The sequence below is a fragment of the Rhodanobacter sp. FW021-MT20 genome, from assembly GCF_041107475.1.
Lineage (GTDB): Bacteria > Pseudomonadota > Gammaproteobacteria > Xanthomonadales > Rhodanobacteraceae > Rhodanobacter_A > Rhodanobacter_A glycinis.
In genome coordinates this window covers 67854-82930 of the sequence record NZ_JBGBPX010000011.1, presented here as the reverse complement: position 1 = coordinate 82930, position 15077 = coordinate 67854, and the positions used below count along the sequence as shown (strand labels likewise).

At 60.4% G+C, this 15077-nt stretch carries 13 protein-coding genes; 1 reads left to right on the top strand and 12 read right to left on the bottom strand.

Annotated elements, in window-relative coordinates; genetic code table 11:
• Nucleotides 1-7: 7 nt before the first annotated feature.
• The 5 genes from AB7849_RS12710 to pilB all read right to left on the bottom strand — a co-directional run bounded on the left by AB7849_RS12710 (nucleotide 8) and on the right by pilB (nucleotide 6934).
• Nucleotides 8-1765, bottom strand: coding sequence for a glutamine--tRNA ligase/YqeY domain fusion protein (locus tag AB7849_RS12710; protein ID WP_008210270.1), 1758 nt, complete (start codon nucleotides 1763-1765; stop codon nucleotides 8-10).
• A 234-nt stretch (nucleotides 1766-1999) separates the two neighbouring features.
• Nucleotides 2000-2617, bottom strand: coding sequence for a dephospho-CoA kinase (gene coaE / locus AB7849_RS12705; protein WP_008210269.1), 618 nt, complete (start codon nucleotides 2615-2617; stop codon nucleotides 2000-2002).
• Nucleotides 2614-3477, bottom strand: coding sequence for a prepilin peptidase (locus AB7849_RS12700; RefSeq protein ID WP_037099265.1), 864 nt, complete (start codon nucleotides 3475-3477; stop codon nucleotides 2614-2616). Before AB7849_RS12700 ends, coaE begins: the two co-directional genes overlap by 4 nt.
• Nucleotides 3478-3623: 146 nt before the next feature.
• Nucleotides 3624-4892 carry a type II secretion system F family protein gene (locus AB7849_RS12695; RefSeq protein WP_008210267.1) on the bottom strand — a complete coding sequence of 423 codons (1269 nt, stop codon included), beginning with the start codon at nucleotides 4890-4892 and terminating at the stop codon, nucleotides 3624-3626.
• A 320-nt stretch (nucleotides 4893-5212) separates the two neighbouring features.
• Nucleotides 5213-6934: a type IV-A pilus assembly ATPase PilB gene (gene pilB, locus AB7849_RS12690; protein WP_008210266.1), complete on the bottom strand. Its 1722-nt coding sequence runs from the start codon at nucleotides 6932-6934 to the stop codon at nucleotides 5213-5215.
• Nucleotides 6935-7854: 920 nt separating this feature from the next.
• Between pilB and AB7849_RS12685 the strand changes: the two genes are divergently transcribed.
• Entirely contained in the window at nucleotides 7855-8709 is an 855-nt protein-coding gene (locus AB7849_RS12685) for a glycosyltransferase family 2 protein (RefSeq protein WP_008210265.1), read from the top strand.
• A gap of 110 nt (nucleotides 8710-8819) precedes the next feature.
• Here AB7849_RS12685 and AB7849_RS12680 read toward each other — a convergent pair whose 3' ends face one another.
• The 7 genes from AB7849_RS12680 to rfbF are packed head-to-tail and all read right to left on the bottom strand — an operon-like array spanning nucleotide 8820 to nucleotide 15051.
• Nucleotides 8820-9632 (bottom strand): cephalosporin hydroxylase family protein, encoded by an 813-nt coding sequence (locus AB7849_RS12680; protein WP_008210264.1) that lies wholly within the window; start codon nucleotides 9630-9632, stop codon nucleotides 8820-8822.
• Nucleotides 9633-9677: 45 nt separating this feature from the next.
• On the bottom strand, nucleotides 9678-10319 hold the full coding sequence (locus AB7849_RS12675; protein WP_008210262.1) for a NeuD/PglB/VioB family sugar acetyltransferase: 642 nt from the start codon (nucleotides 10317-10319) through the stop codon (nucleotides 9678-9680).
• Entirely contained in the window at nucleotides 10316-11440 is a 1125-nt protein-coding gene (locus AB7849_RS12670; protein WP_008210259.1) for a DegT/DnrJ/EryC1/StrS family aminotransferase, read from the bottom strand. The genes AB7849_RS12675 and AB7849_RS12670 overlap by 4 nt, the downstream gene beginning before the upstream one ends.
• Complete coding sequence (locus tag AB7849_RS12665; protein ID WP_008210257.1) at nucleotides 11437-12660, bottom strand: class I SAM-dependent methyltransferase; 1224 nt, start codon at nucleotides 12658-12660, stop codon at nucleotides 11437-11439. The genes AB7849_RS12670 and AB7849_RS12665 overlap by 4 nt, the downstream gene beginning before the upstream one ends.
• Nucleotides 12657-13211: a dTDP-4-dehydrorhamnose 3,5-epimerase gene (gene rfbC, locus AB7849_RS12660; protein ID WP_369501124.1), complete on the bottom strand. Its 555-nt coding sequence runs from the start codon at nucleotides 13209-13211 to the stop codon at nucleotides 12657-12659. The genes AB7849_RS12665 and rfbC overlap by 4 nt, the downstream gene beginning before the upstream one ends.
• Entirely contained in the window at nucleotides 13208-14290 is a 1083-nt protein-coding gene (gene rfbG / locus AB7849_RS12655) for a CDP-glucose 4,6-dehydratase (RefSeq protein ID WP_008210253.1), read from the bottom strand. The genes rfbC and rfbG overlap by 4 nt, the downstream gene beginning before the upstream one ends.
• Complete coding sequence (rfbF, locus tag AB7849_RS12650) at nucleotides 14281-15051, bottom strand: glucose-1-phosphate cytidylyltransferase (RefSeq protein ID WP_008210251.1); 771 nt, start codon at nucleotides 15049-15051, stop codon at nucleotides 14281-14283. The genes rfbG and rfbF overlap by 10 nt, the downstream gene beginning before the upstream one ends.
• Nucleotides 15052-15077 lie beyond the last annotated feature (26 nt).

The window sequence follows — 15077 nt, the reverse complement described above, 5'->3', positions numbered from 1 at the left end:
CATCGGATTACGCCCCGGCCTGTTTCGCCCAGGTGTCGCGCAAGGTCACGATGCGATTGAACACCGGCGCGCCGGGGCGATGGTCGACGCGGTCGGCCACGAAGTAGCCGATGCGCTCGAACTGGAAGCGCTGTTCCGGCGCGGCGCTTGCTGCAGCCGGCTCCAGCCAGCCACGCGTGATGCGCTTGGCCTCGGGGTTGATGTGCGCCGTCCACGGCTGGCCGTCGCTCTCGTCGTCCGGCGCCGGCACGCTGAACAGGCGGTCGTACAGGCGCACTTCGGCCTCCACGGCCTGCTTCGCGCTGACCCAGTGGATGGTGCCTTTCACCTTGCGGTCGGCGCCGGGAAGGCCGTGGCGCGATTCCGGGTCCAGCGTGACATGCAGCTCGGTCACGTGGCCGTCGGCGTCCTTGATCACGTCCTCGCACTTCACGATGCCCACGCCACGCAGGCGCACTTCGCCACCCGGGATCAGGCGCTTGAAGCCCTTGGGCGGCACTTCGGCGAAGTCCTCTCGCTCGATCCACAGCTGCGGCGAGAACGGCACGTCACGGGTGCCGAAGCTTTCGTCCTTGGGATGGCTGGCGAATACCAGCGTTTCATCGTGGTCGTCAGGCAGGTTGGTGACGACCAGCTTGAGCGGATCGAGCACGGCCATGCGGCGCGGCGAGGTGGCGTCCAGATCTTCGCGGATACAGCCTTCGAGCACGGCGTAATCGATCACGCTGTTCTGCTTGGAGATGCCGATGCGCTCGATCAGCAGGCGCAGGCCGGCCGGGGTGAAACCGCGGCGGCGCAGACCGCGCAAGGTGTTCATGCGCGGATCGTCCCAGCCGTCGACATGCCCCTCGTTCACCAGCTGGGCCAGCTTGCGCTTGCTGGTGATGCAGTAGCTGAGGTTGAGCCGCGAGAATTCGATCTGGCGCGGTTTGGCTGGTGTGGTCGGCAGACCGGCGTCGACCAACGACTGCCACAGCTCGGGATGATGGGCCAGGTCGACCTTGTCGACGCACCAGTCGTACAGCGGTCGATGATCCTCGAACTCCAGCGTGCACAACGAATGGGTGATGCCTTCCAGCGCGTCGGACAACGCATGGGCGAAGTCGTACATCGGGTAGATCGGCCACGCGTCGCCGGTGTTCTGGTGGGTGACCTTGCGGATGCGGTAGAGCGCCGGGTCGCGCAGGTTGATGTTGCCCGCGGCCATGTCGATCTTCGCGCGCAGCGTCTTGCTGCCGTCATCGAATTCACCGGCACGCATGCGCCGGAACAGGTCGAGGTTCTCCGCCACGCTGCGGTCGCGGAACGGCGAATTGCGGCCCGGTTCGGTGAGCGTGCCGCGATACGCACGCACCTGCTCGGCATCGAGGTCGTCGACATAGGCCACGCCGTCCTCGATCAGCTTGATCGCGGCGTGATAGAACACCTCGAAATAATCCGAGGCGTGGCGCAGTTCGTGCCAGTCGTAGCCGAGCCAGCGCACGTCTTCCTTGATGCCCTCGACGAACTCGGGGTTTTCCTTGCCCGGATTGGTGTCGTCCAGGCGCAGGTTGCACCAGCCACCGAACTCGCGCGCGATGCCGAAGCTCAGGCAGATCGCCTTGGCGTGGCCAATGTGCAGGTAACCATTCGGCTCGGGCGGAAAGCGGGTACGGATGGCCGCCTGCCTGCCGCTGGCCAGGTCGTCGCGGACAATCTGGCGGACAAAGTCGCGCGGCTCGGCGGTGGCGTCGGCGGCGGGCTTGGCGGCGGAATCAGTGGACATCGGGAATTTGGCTGCACGTGAAGACTGAAGAATCGCAAGTTTACCCTGTCGGTGCGGGTTTCCGAAGGCGGGGCGGGTGCAATGGCCAGGCAGGTGTGAAAGGTTCAACACCCTAAGGTAGGAGCGCACCCTGTGCGCGATGGCCTGATGGTGTTGTCGAGCGTCAAAAGCCATCGCGCACAGGGTGCGCTCCTACCCAAGCAGGGGTATCTCCATACACTTTCGGGCGTATGGTCAGCCGTTGGCGGCCAGCGCTAGATAGCGCTCGTGCAAGGCCGCCACCTGCGCATCCAGCATGGCCGGATCACCACTGTTGTCGATCACGTCGTCGGCCACGGCCAGTCGCTGTTCGCGGGTGGCCTGGTTGGCGAGGATGCGGTGGGCGAGGGTTTCGTCGATATCGTCGCGGGCCATCAGGCGTCGGATCTGGGTGGCTTCGTCCACGTCCACCAGCAGCACCCGATCGGTCCAGCGGTAATGGCCGATATGCTCGGCCAGCAACGGGATCGCCAGCATGCAATAGGGGCCGGTGTCGGCCAGTGCGCGCTGCTGCAGCCACAACCGCACGCGCGGGTGGACGATGCTTTCCAGGGTGTGGCGTGCCTCGCGGTCGGCGAAGATGCGCTGGCGCATCGCCGGGCGATCGAGTCGGCCATCGGTACCAATCACTTCGGGGCCGAAGGCTTCGACGATTTGCGCCAAGCCGTCAGTGCCCGGTTCGATCACTTCGCGTGCGGCCTGATCGGCATCGTAGACGCAGATGTCATGCGCCCTGAAGCGCTGCTCCACCGTGCTCTTGCCCGCGGCAATGCCGCCAGTGAGGGCGATGACGGGACGATGCGTGGCGTTCATCGCAAGCCGGTGAGATGCATGTAGGCGTGCAGCAGTTGCGGTCCGGCGATAAACCAGACCCAGCCTGCGGCGGCAATGAATGGGCCGAACGGCATGGGGATTTCACGCTCGTGCTTGCGCAGCGCAATCAGGCTGCCGCCAACCAATGCGCCGAGCAACGAGGACAGCAGGATGACCGGCAACAGCGCCAGCGGTCCCATCCATGCGCCCAGCGCAGCCAGCAGCTTGAAATCGCCGTGGCCCATGCCTTCCTTGCCGGTGAGCAGCTTGAACAGCCAGTACACACTCCACAAACTGAGGTAGCCGATCGCCGCGCCGATGATGGCCGCCGGCGCGGCCACGAACATCGGCAGCAAGGCCAGCAACAAACCCAGCCAGAGCAGCGGAAAGGTGATCTGGTCCGGCAGCAACTGGGTGCGGAAATCGATGCCTGAAAGCGCGATCAGCGCCCAGGTGAACACCAGGCCGGCGAGTGCCGTCCAGGTGGGGCCGAACTTCCACACCACGATGGCACTGAGCACGCCGCCCAGCAACTCCACCAGCGGATACTGGATCGAGATGTGGGTCTTGCAGTAGCGACAGCGTCCGCGCAGCAGTAGCCAGCCGAACAGCGGGATATTGTCCAGCGCCGACAGCGGGTGTTTGCAGTGCGGGCAATGCGACGGTTCGCGCACGATACCCGGCGGCAGCGGCGTCGTCTCGGCGTCATCGCCCAGCTCCAGCACATCGCGCGCATCGCGTCGCCACTCGGCTGCCATGCGCTCCGGCAATCGCAGGATCACCACGTTGAGAAAGCTGCCGACCAGCAGGCCGAGGATGCCGGCGAAGATGATCCAGACGGTAAGGGGCAGGTCGGGCATGTGCATCAAGCTGCAAATGGAACAATCAAGAGTACGGTGTTACCGGTAGGAGCGCACCCTGTGCGCGAAAAGCCGTTGCCAGGAACCGGCAAAGAGCGTTCGCGCACAGGGTGCGCTCCTACGGGAGGAAGACGTGGGCAATGGGCTTAGAACGTACCTGCCAGCTTGAAGATCGGCAGGTACAGGGCGATCACCATGCCGCCGACGATGGTGCCGAGCACCACCATGATGATCGGTTCTAGCAAGGTCGACAGCGTATCGACGGCATTGCCGACCTCTTCCTCATAGAACTCGGCGACCTTGAACAGCATGTTGTCCAGCGCGCCGGACTCCTCGCCGATCGCGGTCATCTGCACCACCATGTTGGGGAACAGACCGGTCTGGCGCATCGCCAACTGCAACTGGTGACCCACCGCGATGTCGTCGCGCATCTGCTTTACGGCGTCGCCATAGACAACGCTGCCGGTGGCCCCGGACACGGCGTCCAGCGCTTCGACCAGCGGCACGCCGGCCCGGAATGTCACGCCCAGCGTGCGCGAGAAGCGCGCGATCGCCGAATTGCGCACGATGTTTCCCATGACCGGCATCTTCAGCGCGACCCGATCCAGGAAGTGGGCGAATTTCGGTGAACGCTTCTTGCTGATGACCACCGCAGCAATGCTGCCGCCGATAACGCCGACGATGATGTACCAGTAGCCCTGCATGAAATGCGAGGCATCCAGCAGCAACTGGGTCGGTGCCGGCAGCGACGCGCCCGCGCTCTGGAAGGTTTGGGCAAACACGGGAACCACATACAACAGCATGATCAGGATGACGATGAACACCACGGCCAGCACCATCATCGGGTAGAACAAGGCCTTCTTGATCTTCTTCTTGATTGCCTCGGTGCGCTCCTTGTAGGTGGCCACGGTATCCAGCACCGTATCCAGCACACCGGCCGATTCGCCCGCGCGCACCAGGTTGCGGTACAGCTCGTCGAACTGCACCGGGTAGCGTCCCAGCGATTCATGCAGCGATTGACCGCCCTCGATGCCCTGCTTCACATCGTTGAGGATGTTCTTGAAGCGTGGGTTTTTCTGGCCGTCGGCGATGATGTCAAAGGCCTGGATCATCGGCACGCCGGAGGCCATCATGGTGGCGATCTGACGGCTGAAGATGGCGACATCACCGGGTTTGACCGTGCTGCCGCTTGAGCCGAACAGTGGCTTGGACTTCTCGCGCACGGTCTGCGGATTCATACCCTGGCGGCGCAGTTCGGCTTTCACCAGCGAAGCATTCTTCGCTGGCATCGTGCCTTTCATGCGTTTGCCGCGCTTGTCCAGCGCGATCCAGTCGTACGGAGTCAGCTGGCTGACCTGGGCCCGTTGGGCGCCGACGGCGTGAGCGTTTTTTGCGGTAGCGGTAGCCGTGGCCATGCGCTTGTTCCCCCCAGTGGTCCGATCCAGCCCAGTCTTGGTTGTCCGACGGGCAGGGCAAATGTCAGCTTACGTTACAACCTGGTCCGGTTTCGTGCCGCTGAACGCAAGTTCGGCATGATCCTGATCGCAGTTTGGCTATCCGTGGCCTTTATCGCTTTTCAGTTTCATCGTCGCGGGAGCCCGCGGAAACCCGGCGATGCCATGTAGGAGCGCACCCTGTGCGCGAAAAACGCTCGCCTGGACCTCTGTGCCAAATCTTCGCGCACAGGGTGCGCTCCTACAGTCGATCGTGTATCCGTCAGTTCGGCGTGCATCCATCAATCCTTGGTCACCCGGTCGATCTCGGCCAGGCTGGTCACCCCATCCTTCACTTTCTTCAACGCTGAGGCGCGCAGGTCGTTGATGCCGGCCTTGCGCGCCACTTCGGCGATTTGCATGGCGTTGCCACCCTGCAGGACGATCTTCTGGATATCTTCCAGCATCGGCATCACCTGGTAGATGCCCACGCGGCCCTTGTAACCCTCGTTGCACTCGTCGCAGCCCACGGCCTCGTAAATCGTGAGGCCAGCGTCGATGTCTGCCTGGCTGTAGCCCGCATCCAGCAGCACCTGTGGCGGCAAGTCCATCGGCTTCTTGCAGTGATGCAGCCGACGGGCCAGGCGCTGGGCGATGATCAGAGTGACCGATGCGGTAATGTTGTACGGCGCGATGCCCATGTTCATCAGGCGCGAGATGGTTTGCGCGGCGTCGTTGGTATGCAGGGTGGACAACACCATGTGGCCGGTCTGCGCTGCCTTGATCGCGATCTCGGCGGTTTCCAGGTCGCGGATTTCGCCGACCATGATCACGTCCGGATCCTGGCGCAGGAACGAACGCAACGCGGCGGCAAAGGTCATGCCGCGCTTCACGTTCTGCTGTACCTGGTTGATGCCTTCGACACGGATTTCCACCGGGTCTTCCACGGTGGAAATATTGCGCTCGTTGGTATTGAGGATGTTCAGCGCGGTGTACAGCGACACCGTCTTGCCGGAACCAGTCGGGCCGGTGACCAGCACCATGCCGTAGGGCTTGGCGATGGCATCGAGGTAGAGCTTCTTCTGTTCCTCCTCATAGCCCAGCTTGTCGATGCCCAGCTTGGCCGATGAGCTGTCCAGGATACGCAGCACGATCTTTTCGCCGAACAGCGTGGGCAGCGAGCTGACACGGAAGTCCATCGAGCGGTTCTTGGACAGATTGAGCTTGATGCGGCCATCCTGCGGCACGCGGCGCTCGGCGATGTCCAGACCGGCCATCACCTTCAGGCGCGAGGAAATGCGGTTGGCCAGCTTCATCGGCGGGCTGGCCACCGCGCGCAACATGCCGTCCATGCGCAGGCGGACGCGGTACATGCTTTCGAACGGCTCGAAGTGGATGTCCGAAGCGCCGCGGCGAATCGCGTCCACCAGAATCTTGTTGACGAACTTCACCACCGGGGCCTCGTCGCCGGTGGCGTCGACACCGCTGGATGGTGCATCGTCGTCGCTAGCCGATTCGAGGGCCAACTCGTCCAGCTCGTCGCTGCCCAGGTCGGGCATGACGTTGTTCATCGCGCTGATCGCGCTTTCGATCACGCGATTGAGCTGGCTACGCTCGACCAGGATCGGTTCCACCATGCAGTTGGAGTGGAACTTGATCTCGTCCAGCGCGTGCAACTGCATCGGATCGGCGATGCCCACGTACAGGCGCTTGCCACGCTTGAGCAAGGGCAGGGCATGATGCTTGCTGAGCAGGGCCTCGCTGATCAGGTTCAGCGGCATGTTGGCCGGGGGGATGGACGCAACATCCATCATCGGCATGCCGAACTCGACCGATGCCAGCCGGGTCAGCACCATGCTGTCGACCAGGTTGCGGTCCAGCAGCCAGTTGGTCAGAGAGGCTTTCTGCTGGCCCGAATCGGCCACGGCCTGACGCACGTCGCTTTCGGGCATCAGCCCTTCAGTCACCAGTCGTCTGGCTATGCCTGACAGGCCTACCAGCGTTGGTTGCGGTTGCGACGACATGATGAGAGTGACCCAGCCCCCTGAATTATGGGGAAATCTACCGCACATTCCGCCTGCAAGCCATGGGCGGCACACGCCAGGTGCGATCTACCGCACATACCCGGAGGCGCGGGTGGCCGAAATCGCCTGCATGGCTGAAATACTGACAGCGGCCACGTGGACACGCCGTAGATGCCCGGGAAACCCCGCTTCAGGCGCCTCGAAAGCTACCGTCATTCCCGCGTGGGCGCACTGAGCTGTCCGGAATAATTTTGAATATCCGCAATCATACTCAGCGCGCATCGACACCACGCCCTTGCTCGTCATTCCTGCGAAGGCAGGAAGTGCTTTACAACAGACGAATGTCTGGTCATCCAGTGACTGTCTGGCCTGAGCAGGCGTGATCGCTGCTGGATACCGGCCTTCGTCCACTACTGTCCGAAATACTTGTTGAGTTCGATCAAGCGGTTGTACCAAAGATCCGCGAATGGAGTCCGGCAAAGGCTATCCGCATGCCTCGGCGGGCGGACTGATGGCTTCCTCCCCTGCGCGCAGGGGAGGGCTGGGGAGGGGTGCTTTTGACTTGGAAATCAAAGCGTCGCCCCTTCCCACCTTCCCCTGCAGGCAAGGGAGGGGGCTAATCCAGTAACCGAAAATATCCCGGACAGCAGTGTGCGCAGGCGGGAGGTGCCTTTCAACAGACGAATGTCTGGTCATCCAGTGACTGTCTGGCCCGAGCAGGCGTGATCGCTACGGGATCCGGCCCTCGCCTGGATGACGAATACGATGACACTGATCTGGTGCAGGGCTACTTGGACGGCAAGTCAACGCGGCCCGTCCGAATTCCTTGTCGGGCCAGTAATTCCCCATTTTGCCCACGGCCTGTCATTCCCAAGGCGTCTCCCGCGTTATGATCGCCGTTCATCAAGGGGAGTCATCGTTTGAGCCGTCTCAGCATCATTCTGCCCGCCAAGAACGAGGCCCAGGCGCTGGTCGACCTGCTGCCACGCCTGCGCGAAGCCCAGCCGGGTGCCGAAATTATCGTGGTCGACGATGGTTCCACGGATGACACCCGTGTAGTTTGCGCCACCGCTGGCGTGGAATGCCTGTCGTCTCCGTACTCCATGGGCAACGGCGCGGCGATCAAGCGTGGCGCGCGCGCCGCCACTGGCGACATCCTCGTATTCATGGACGGCGATGGACAACACGACTCCGCCGATGTCGCCCGCCTGCTGTCCAAGCTGGACGAAGGCTACGACATGGTCGTCGGCGCCCGTGACTGGGGTAGCCAGGCCGGTGTCGGTCGCGGCGTCGCCAATACTTTCTATAACTGGCTGGCCACCCGCATGACCGGCCACCCGGTGCTTGACCTGACCTCTGGTTTCCGTGCCGTGCGCGCAGACAAATTCCGCGAATTCATCCACCTGCTGCCCAATGGCTTCAGCTACCCCACCACCAGCACCATGGCGTTCTTCCGTAGTGCTTATCCGGTGACTTATTTGCCGATCAAGGCGGCGCAGAGGGTTGGCAAGAGCCATATCAAGCCACTGCGCGACGGGGTGCGTTTTCTACTCATCATCTTCAAGATTGCGACGTTGTATTCGCCGTTGAAGCTGTTTGTGCCGGCGAGCGCAGTGTTTTTTTTGTTGGGTTGCGCCAATTATGCGTGGACTTTCATGCATGCCGGTCGCCTTACCAACATGAGTACGCTTCTCTGGAGCGCGGCTGTAATTGTTTTCTTGATTGGGCTGGTATCTGAGCAGATTACGGCATTGACGTACCGGCGCGATATATAGCCAGAGTCAGCGATGTTGCAGATTAGCGTTGTCGCTATTGGATACAAACTTGCCCCGTCGATACCGATTCCTCCTCGGAGAATCTGCATCGACGTTCGGCGAAAATTTACTTAAGTGCGCCTCAGGTAACCTTCTGGCGCAACGGTAATAAGCAGCTTGTTTTCAAGCACCTTATCGACTTCAAACGTCAATGGCGCACCGTCGACTGCCGATCGACCTTCCTCTTTCAAACGGCGCTGATATTCCCATACTGCTGTTTTCGGGTTATTGGCTTTATCCCAGGGGCGGTCGGGGAACATGGCATCAGGAAGGTCCTCAACCACGGTGTCGAATACCACGCAGTAGCTGCCTTGACTGGTCAATGGAGCATATGCTTCGAGCTCGGCCAGTACGTGATCGTGGGTGTGGTTTGAGTCGAGGATCACCAGGACTCGCTGATGCACCTGCGCAATTTGATGCACCTGTGCGATGACTTCGGATGCAATCGATGAACCCTGAATCATGTCGATCCGGTGCGATAGGGGATGCGCCTCGATGGCGGTACGATTGTGTGCGCGGATGTCGATATCGATGCCCAATACACGACGATGGGTATTCATGGGGTCAAGCGTTTGTCCACTTTCGACAGCATCGCAGTAATCAAGCAACGCCAACATCGATGCGCTGAGAATCAGGGATCCGCCGTGGGCAATTCCCGTCTCAATGATGAGATCCGGCCTGACCTGCCAGACCAATTCCTGCATCGCCACCATATCCTGTGGGTACTGGATGATGGGTCGGCCAAGTGAAGAAAAATTATACGAGTACTTATACTGGAGAGAATGCTGGAACCACTGAAAAGCATGCTCTTTCAGCAGTTGATCATTTCCCATGGAGGTAATGTTTTTCTGACATTCACTTTCAAACTGTTCTCTGGCATCCATTTAATCTTCCACCGATTGAATAGTTGGATAGGTATATAACGCGTGTCAGCGTCGAAGCGTTACAGCGGGATTGCCGACGACGACTTCATCGGCCGCAACATCACGAATCACCACGGCGCCTGCGCCAACGATAGCCGAGCGTCCTATTTTGAGTCGCGGCAACACCACGGCGCCGGCACCGATAAACGCATATTCTCCAACGCAAACCTCGCCTGCCAGATTCGCGCCCGGGCCAATGTGGACTCCATCGCCGATCACGCAGTCATGATCGATCGAGGCTGACGTGTTGACGATGACCGCGCGCCCAAGTGTCACGTTGGAGCAGGTCGCAGACATCGCCAGGATTTGAGCGCCGTCGCCGATGTGGGCATCAGAGGCGACGAAGGCGCGCGGGTGTATCACGGTGAGTGGCTGCACGCCTTGCTGCTGCAGCCATTGCAACAGTGACAGGCGATCACTTCCCCGGCTGCCGCCGATGGCCACGCAGGCATGAAGTGTGGTGGCCGTGGTTCGGCTTGCGAGCCATGCATGGAATCCTTCTTGACCGAGGTGGATCGGAACATCGGGAAATGGAGAGCGGATAGGCCGATTGTCGAAAATGGCAACCACCTGGAAGCCGGAGTATGCAAGCGCCTCGCGCAGCACCCGAGATTGCCCCGTGCCGCCCCAGAGGATCACCTCCTTCATGATTCAAGCGCCAGCAGCTTGTTCACACAAGTAATGACCCTATTCTGCCCCTCGTCCGTCATGTCGTGGTAGCTCGGTAAGTTCATCGCCCTGCTTGATAGTGAATGACTCACGATATTTTCGGGGCGCGGCTTGAACGATGGTAGCGACGACAGTGGCCAAAAGAACACTCGGCCATCGATATGGTTGGCCTTGAACGCGTCTAGCAACGCGTCACGGTCGAACAACGCGTGGTCATCGACCACGATGGTCGGCATCCAGTACCCATTGATGGTACCGGCAGGTTCGGGATTCATGCGCAAGGGCAGCATGCGTAGGGCGTTGCAATAGTACTCAAATACCCGGCGCTTGCCAGCGATCAGCTCTTCGATGCGTTCCATCTGGCCGCAGCCAATAGCTGCCTGCAGGTTCGACATCTTGTACTTGAAGCCGATGGTCGCGGGCCAGAACTGTCGTGTCTCCTCACGTGCGCGTCCATGATTGGACAAGGTCAGTGCCTTTTCGTACAGCGCGTCGTCGTTGGTGACAAAGATGCCACCTTCACCGGTGGTGATGGTCTTGGTGCCATGGAAGGAGAACGCGCCGAAGATGCCCATTGAGCCTGCGCGACAGCCATGCCAGACCGAGCCGATCGCCTCGGCGGCGTCCTCAATCACTGGAATGCCATGACGTTCACCGATTTCACGTAGGACATCCATATCGCATAGGTTGCCGTACAGGTGCACGGCAAGAATCGCCCGCGTCTTAGGGGTGATCGCCGCTTCGACCGCTACGGGATCGAGGCACCAACTGTCAGCCAGTACATCGACCAGCACCGGAGTTGCGCCCAGATGAATGATGGGTGCCGCCGAAGCGACCCAGTTGATATCGCCGAGCACGACCTCGTCACCCGCGCCGATACCCATGGCCGCCATGCCGATATGCAATGCGCCGGTGGCGCTCGAGGTGGCGATCGCATGCTTCACGCCCAAGTGTTCACGAAACATTGCTTCGAAGCGGTGAATGTAGTCGTAGCAATGCTCGCCCCAGCCGTTGCTGGCGGCGTCATTGGCGTAGCCGATCTCCAGCGCGGTGATCGATGGCTTGGTGTAGTAGATACGCGAAGGCGGTTCGGTGTTCATAGGATCGCCAATTGCGGGACGGCCACAACAAACTGGCCGTTCCATTCCCGGATGTAGCCGAGCTGGGTCATGATTTCCTCGCGCAGGTTCCACGGCATAATCAACACGAAGTCAGGCCGCTCCTCGCGTAGTCGCGCCTCGGCGACGACGGGAATGCGTGACCCCGGCAGCCAGTGGTCCTGTTTGTGTGGTGAGGCATCGACCACGTAGGGCACCAAGTCGGGTCGCACGCCAGCGTAGTTCAGCAAGGTGTTGCCTTTGGCAGCTGCGCCATAGGCGGCGACTCTGCGTCCAGCTCGCTGCTGTTCCAGCAGGAAGGTTAGGAACTCGTTCTTGACCGCATCGGCTTGCGCTTGAAAGCCTTGATAGTAGGCGCTGTCCAACATTCCCGTCACCGTTTCGACGTGCAACAGCGCCGGCACGGCAGGTGTTTCGGCATGATGGCTGTGAGCATGCGCCGCCCACAGGCGCAAGGAGCCACCATGTGTTGGCAGCTGTTCCACATCCCAGATCTTCAAACCGTGCGCCGCAAAGATTCGATGCACTGTGTGGAATGAAAAATAGGAGAAGTGTTCGTGGTAAACAGTGTCGAACTGTCGCTTTGCGACCAGTTCCATTAGGTGCGGAAATTCGACTGTGATCGAGCCTTCGGGTGCCAGTGCCGCGGCTAGTCCAGCTACAAAATCGTTGATGTCAGGAACGTGGGCCAGAACGTTGTTTGCCACGATCAGGTCGGCAGTCCTGTGCTCACTCACGAACTTCGCGGCAAAGTCGCTGCCAAAGAAACACTCCAGCGTCTCGATGCCCTTCTGTCGTGCCACCTGAGCGGTACCGCTGGTGGGCTCAATGCCGATGCAGGGGATACCGCGCGCCGCCACGTATTGCAGCAGGTAGCCATCATTGGAGGCAATCTCCACCACCAAGCTCTTTTGATTCAAGTCCAACAGTGCCGCCGCTTGCCCAACGTAATGCTCGGCATGCGCGAGCCAAGAGCGAGAGAACGACGAGTGGTAAACGTAGTCCGGTGCAAACAACTCGGCATGCGACTGCACTTCGTCGACCTGCACCAGTCGACAGTTGTCGCAGGTGAACAACTTCAGCGGAAACCAAGTCTCCGGCGCACTGAGCGAGTCTGCAGTCAGGAACGCATTGGAAGGTGGCGCGCTACCGAGGTCGAGGAAGACATCATGCAACGGGGTGGCGCAATGGCGACATTTCATGGTTTGATTCCCGCGAACCTGCTTTCTTTTACCAGCTGTAAATACCGATCCTTGTCGGAGATCTGTGCCACGGGCAGTGGCCAGTCAATGGCAAGGGCGGGATCATCGTGCCGAAGTCCACTTTCCATTTCACGATTCCATGCCGCGCTGTGCAGGTACAGCAGTTGTGCGTCGTCGGTGAGTGCCTGAAAGCCGTGGGCGAAACCTTTCGGTATGAAGAACTGGGTCGCTCCGTCCCCGTCCAGTTCAATGCCATGCCAACGCAAAAAGGTGGGCGAATCCGCACGCAGGTCGACGGCCACATCAAACACACGACCGCGCAAGCAGCGAATCAGTTTGGCTTCTGCCGCGGGTGGGTACTGGAAGTGCATACCCCGCACGGTGCCCTTGTTATAGGTGCGTGACACGTTGACCTGGACCCAGTGCAGGTCGTGTTGCAGCGCCGCGCATTCGGTCGCGCAGAATACCCGGGAAAATTGGCCGCGTTCGTCCGCGATCGGCGTGGTTTCGATTACGGTGAGGCCGGTCAATGGCGTGGGATGAAACTTCACGTGGTCCACTCCAGACCGCCCAGCCTAGCGGCATCGACATAAGCCTGCAGATCGGCGCGGCTATGTAGCTGGCCGCGCTCGTAGTAGTCGCGATACCAGTGGATGGTCGACTGCAAGGTGGTCTGCGCATCCCACACCGGATACCAGCCCAAGCGCTGTGCTGCTTTGGAGGCGTCTAGCCGTAAGGTCGAGGCCTCGTGTGGATGTGGCCCCGGTTGCTGTTCGCTGCGTAGCTTCGGCCAGTGCTCTTGCACCATGGAGACGAGTGCCTGCACTGGCAGGGTGGCATCGGCTGCAGGACCGAAATTCCATGGCCCTTCGACCGTGTCGCCGGCAAGCAGCCGTTCGCCTAGCCGTAGATAGCCAGCTAGCGGTTCCAGCACGTGTTGCCATGGACGGACGGCTTCCGGGTGGCGGATCTTCAAGGCGGAGTCACTCGACGCGGCGCGCACCAGATCGGGTACCAGTCGGTCCTCCGACCAGTCGCCGCCACCGATCACGTTGCCGGCACGCGCCGTCGCCACTCGTGGTCCGCCATCGTCGAAGAAACTCTTGCGATAACACTCCGTCACCAGTTCGGCACAAGCCTTGGAGGTGCTGTAAGGATCATGCCCCCCCAGAGGGTGGCCTTCATGATAACCGGTATCGACGGGTTGTTCGAGATACACCTTGTCGGTGGTGACATTTACCAGCGCGCGTACTGACGGGACGCTACGGATGGCCTCCAGCAGATGCACCAGTCCAAGCACATTGGTATCGAAGGTGGCCAATGGCTCGCGGTAACTGCGTCGCACAAGCGGTTGTGCGGCCAAATGAAAAATGATTTCGGGCTGGGCCTGCTCAAGCGCCTGCTGCACTTTCATGCTGTCGCGCAGGTCCAAACGCAAGTCGCACACTTGGTTCAAGCCAAGTAGGGACCAGTGTGAGGGGTCTGTATCCGGCGCGAGCGCCAAGCCGGTGACGCGCGCGCCCAGTGCCGTCAGCCATAGGCATAGCCAAGAGCCCTTGAAGCCGGTATGACCGGTTACCAGAACGCGGCGATCGGTATACGTGCCGCTGAAGAGGCTGTTCAAGGCCATACTTTCCACGGTGCTTTGCCCGTTTGCCAGAGCTCTTCCAGTCTTACTTTGTCGCGCAGAGTGTCCATGGGTTGCCAGAAACCATGGTGGGTGTAGGCAGATAATTGATCTTCACGCGCAAGACTTTCGAGTGGCCCTCGTTCCCACACCGTGGTGTCGTCCTTGATGTAGTTCACGGCGCCCGGTTCGAGCACGAAAAAACCACCGTTGATCCACGAGCCATCGCCTGAGGGTTTTTCCTCGAAACGGGTGATGCGGTGATCCTGAATGTCGATGGCGCCGAAACGACCAGGTGGCTGCACAGCGCACATGGTCGCCAAGCTGCCTTTGGCTTTGTGGAAGGCCAGTTGCTGCGTGATATCGATATCGGCGAGGCCGTCGCCGTAGGTGAAGCAGAATGTCTCGCTGTCCAGATAATCCACGACCCGCATCAACCTGCCACCTGTTTGTGTGCGATCGCCGGTGTCGACCAAGGTGATGCGCCATGGCTCTGCATGTTTTTGATGGACTTCGAGCGTATTGTTGGCCAGATCGAAGGTGACATCTGACATGTGCAGAAAGTAGTTGGCGAAGTATTCCTTGATCACATAGCCCTTGTAGCCCAGGCAGATGATGAAATCATTGATGCCATGGTGGGAATAGATCTTGAGAATGTGCCAAAGCACTGGCATACCCCCGATCTCGATCATGGGTTTGGGGCGGATGGTGGTTTCTTCGCTCAGGCGGGTGCCGAGCCCTCCTGCAAGAATTACAGCTTTCATGTCCGATCTTTTCCGAAGAAGCAAGT

Coding starts and splice junctions, on each gene's coding strand:
- AB7849_RS12710 (WP_008210270.1), bottom strand. CDS start 1,765: ATGTCCACTGATTCCGCCGCCAAGCCCGCCGCCGACGCCACCGCCGAG.
- coaE (WP_008210269.1), bottom strand. CDS start 2,617: ATGAACGCCACGCATCGTCCCGTCATCGCCCTCACTGGCGGCATTGCC.
- AB7849_RS12700 (WP_037099265.1), bottom strand. CDS start 3,477: ATGCCCGACCTGCCCCTTACCGTCTGGATCATCTTCGCCGGCATCCTC.
- AB7849_RS12695 (WP_008210267.1), bottom strand. CDS start 4,892: ATGGCCACGGCTACCGCTACCGCAAAAAACGCTCACGCCGTCGGCGCC.
- pilB (WP_008210266.1), bottom strand. CDS start 6,934: ATGTCGTCGCAACCGCAACCAACGCTGGTAGGCCTGTCAGGCATAGCC.
- AB7849_RS12680 (WP_008210264.1), bottom strand. CDS start 9,632: ATGGATGCCAGAGAACAGTTTGAAAGTGAATGTCAGAAAAACATTACC.
- AB7849_RS12675 (WP_008210262.1), bottom strand. CDS start 10,319: ATGAAGGAGGTGATCCTCTGGGGCGGCACGGGGCAATCTCGGGTGCTG.
- AB7849_RS12670 (WP_008210259.1), bottom strand. CDS start 11,440: ATGAACACCGAACCGCCTTCGCGTATCTACTACACCAAGCCATCGATC.
- AB7849_RS12665 (WP_008210257.1), bottom strand. CDS start 12,660: ATGAAATGTCGCCATTGCGCCACCCCGTTGCATGATGTCTTCCTCGAC.
- rfbG (WP_008210253.1), bottom strand. CDS start 14,290: ATGGCCTTGAACAGCCTCTTCAGCGGCACGTATACCGATCGCCGCGTT.
- rfbF (WP_008210251.1), bottom strand. CDS start 15,051: ATGAAAGCTGTAATTCTTGCAGGAGGGCTCGGCACCCGCCTGAGCGAA.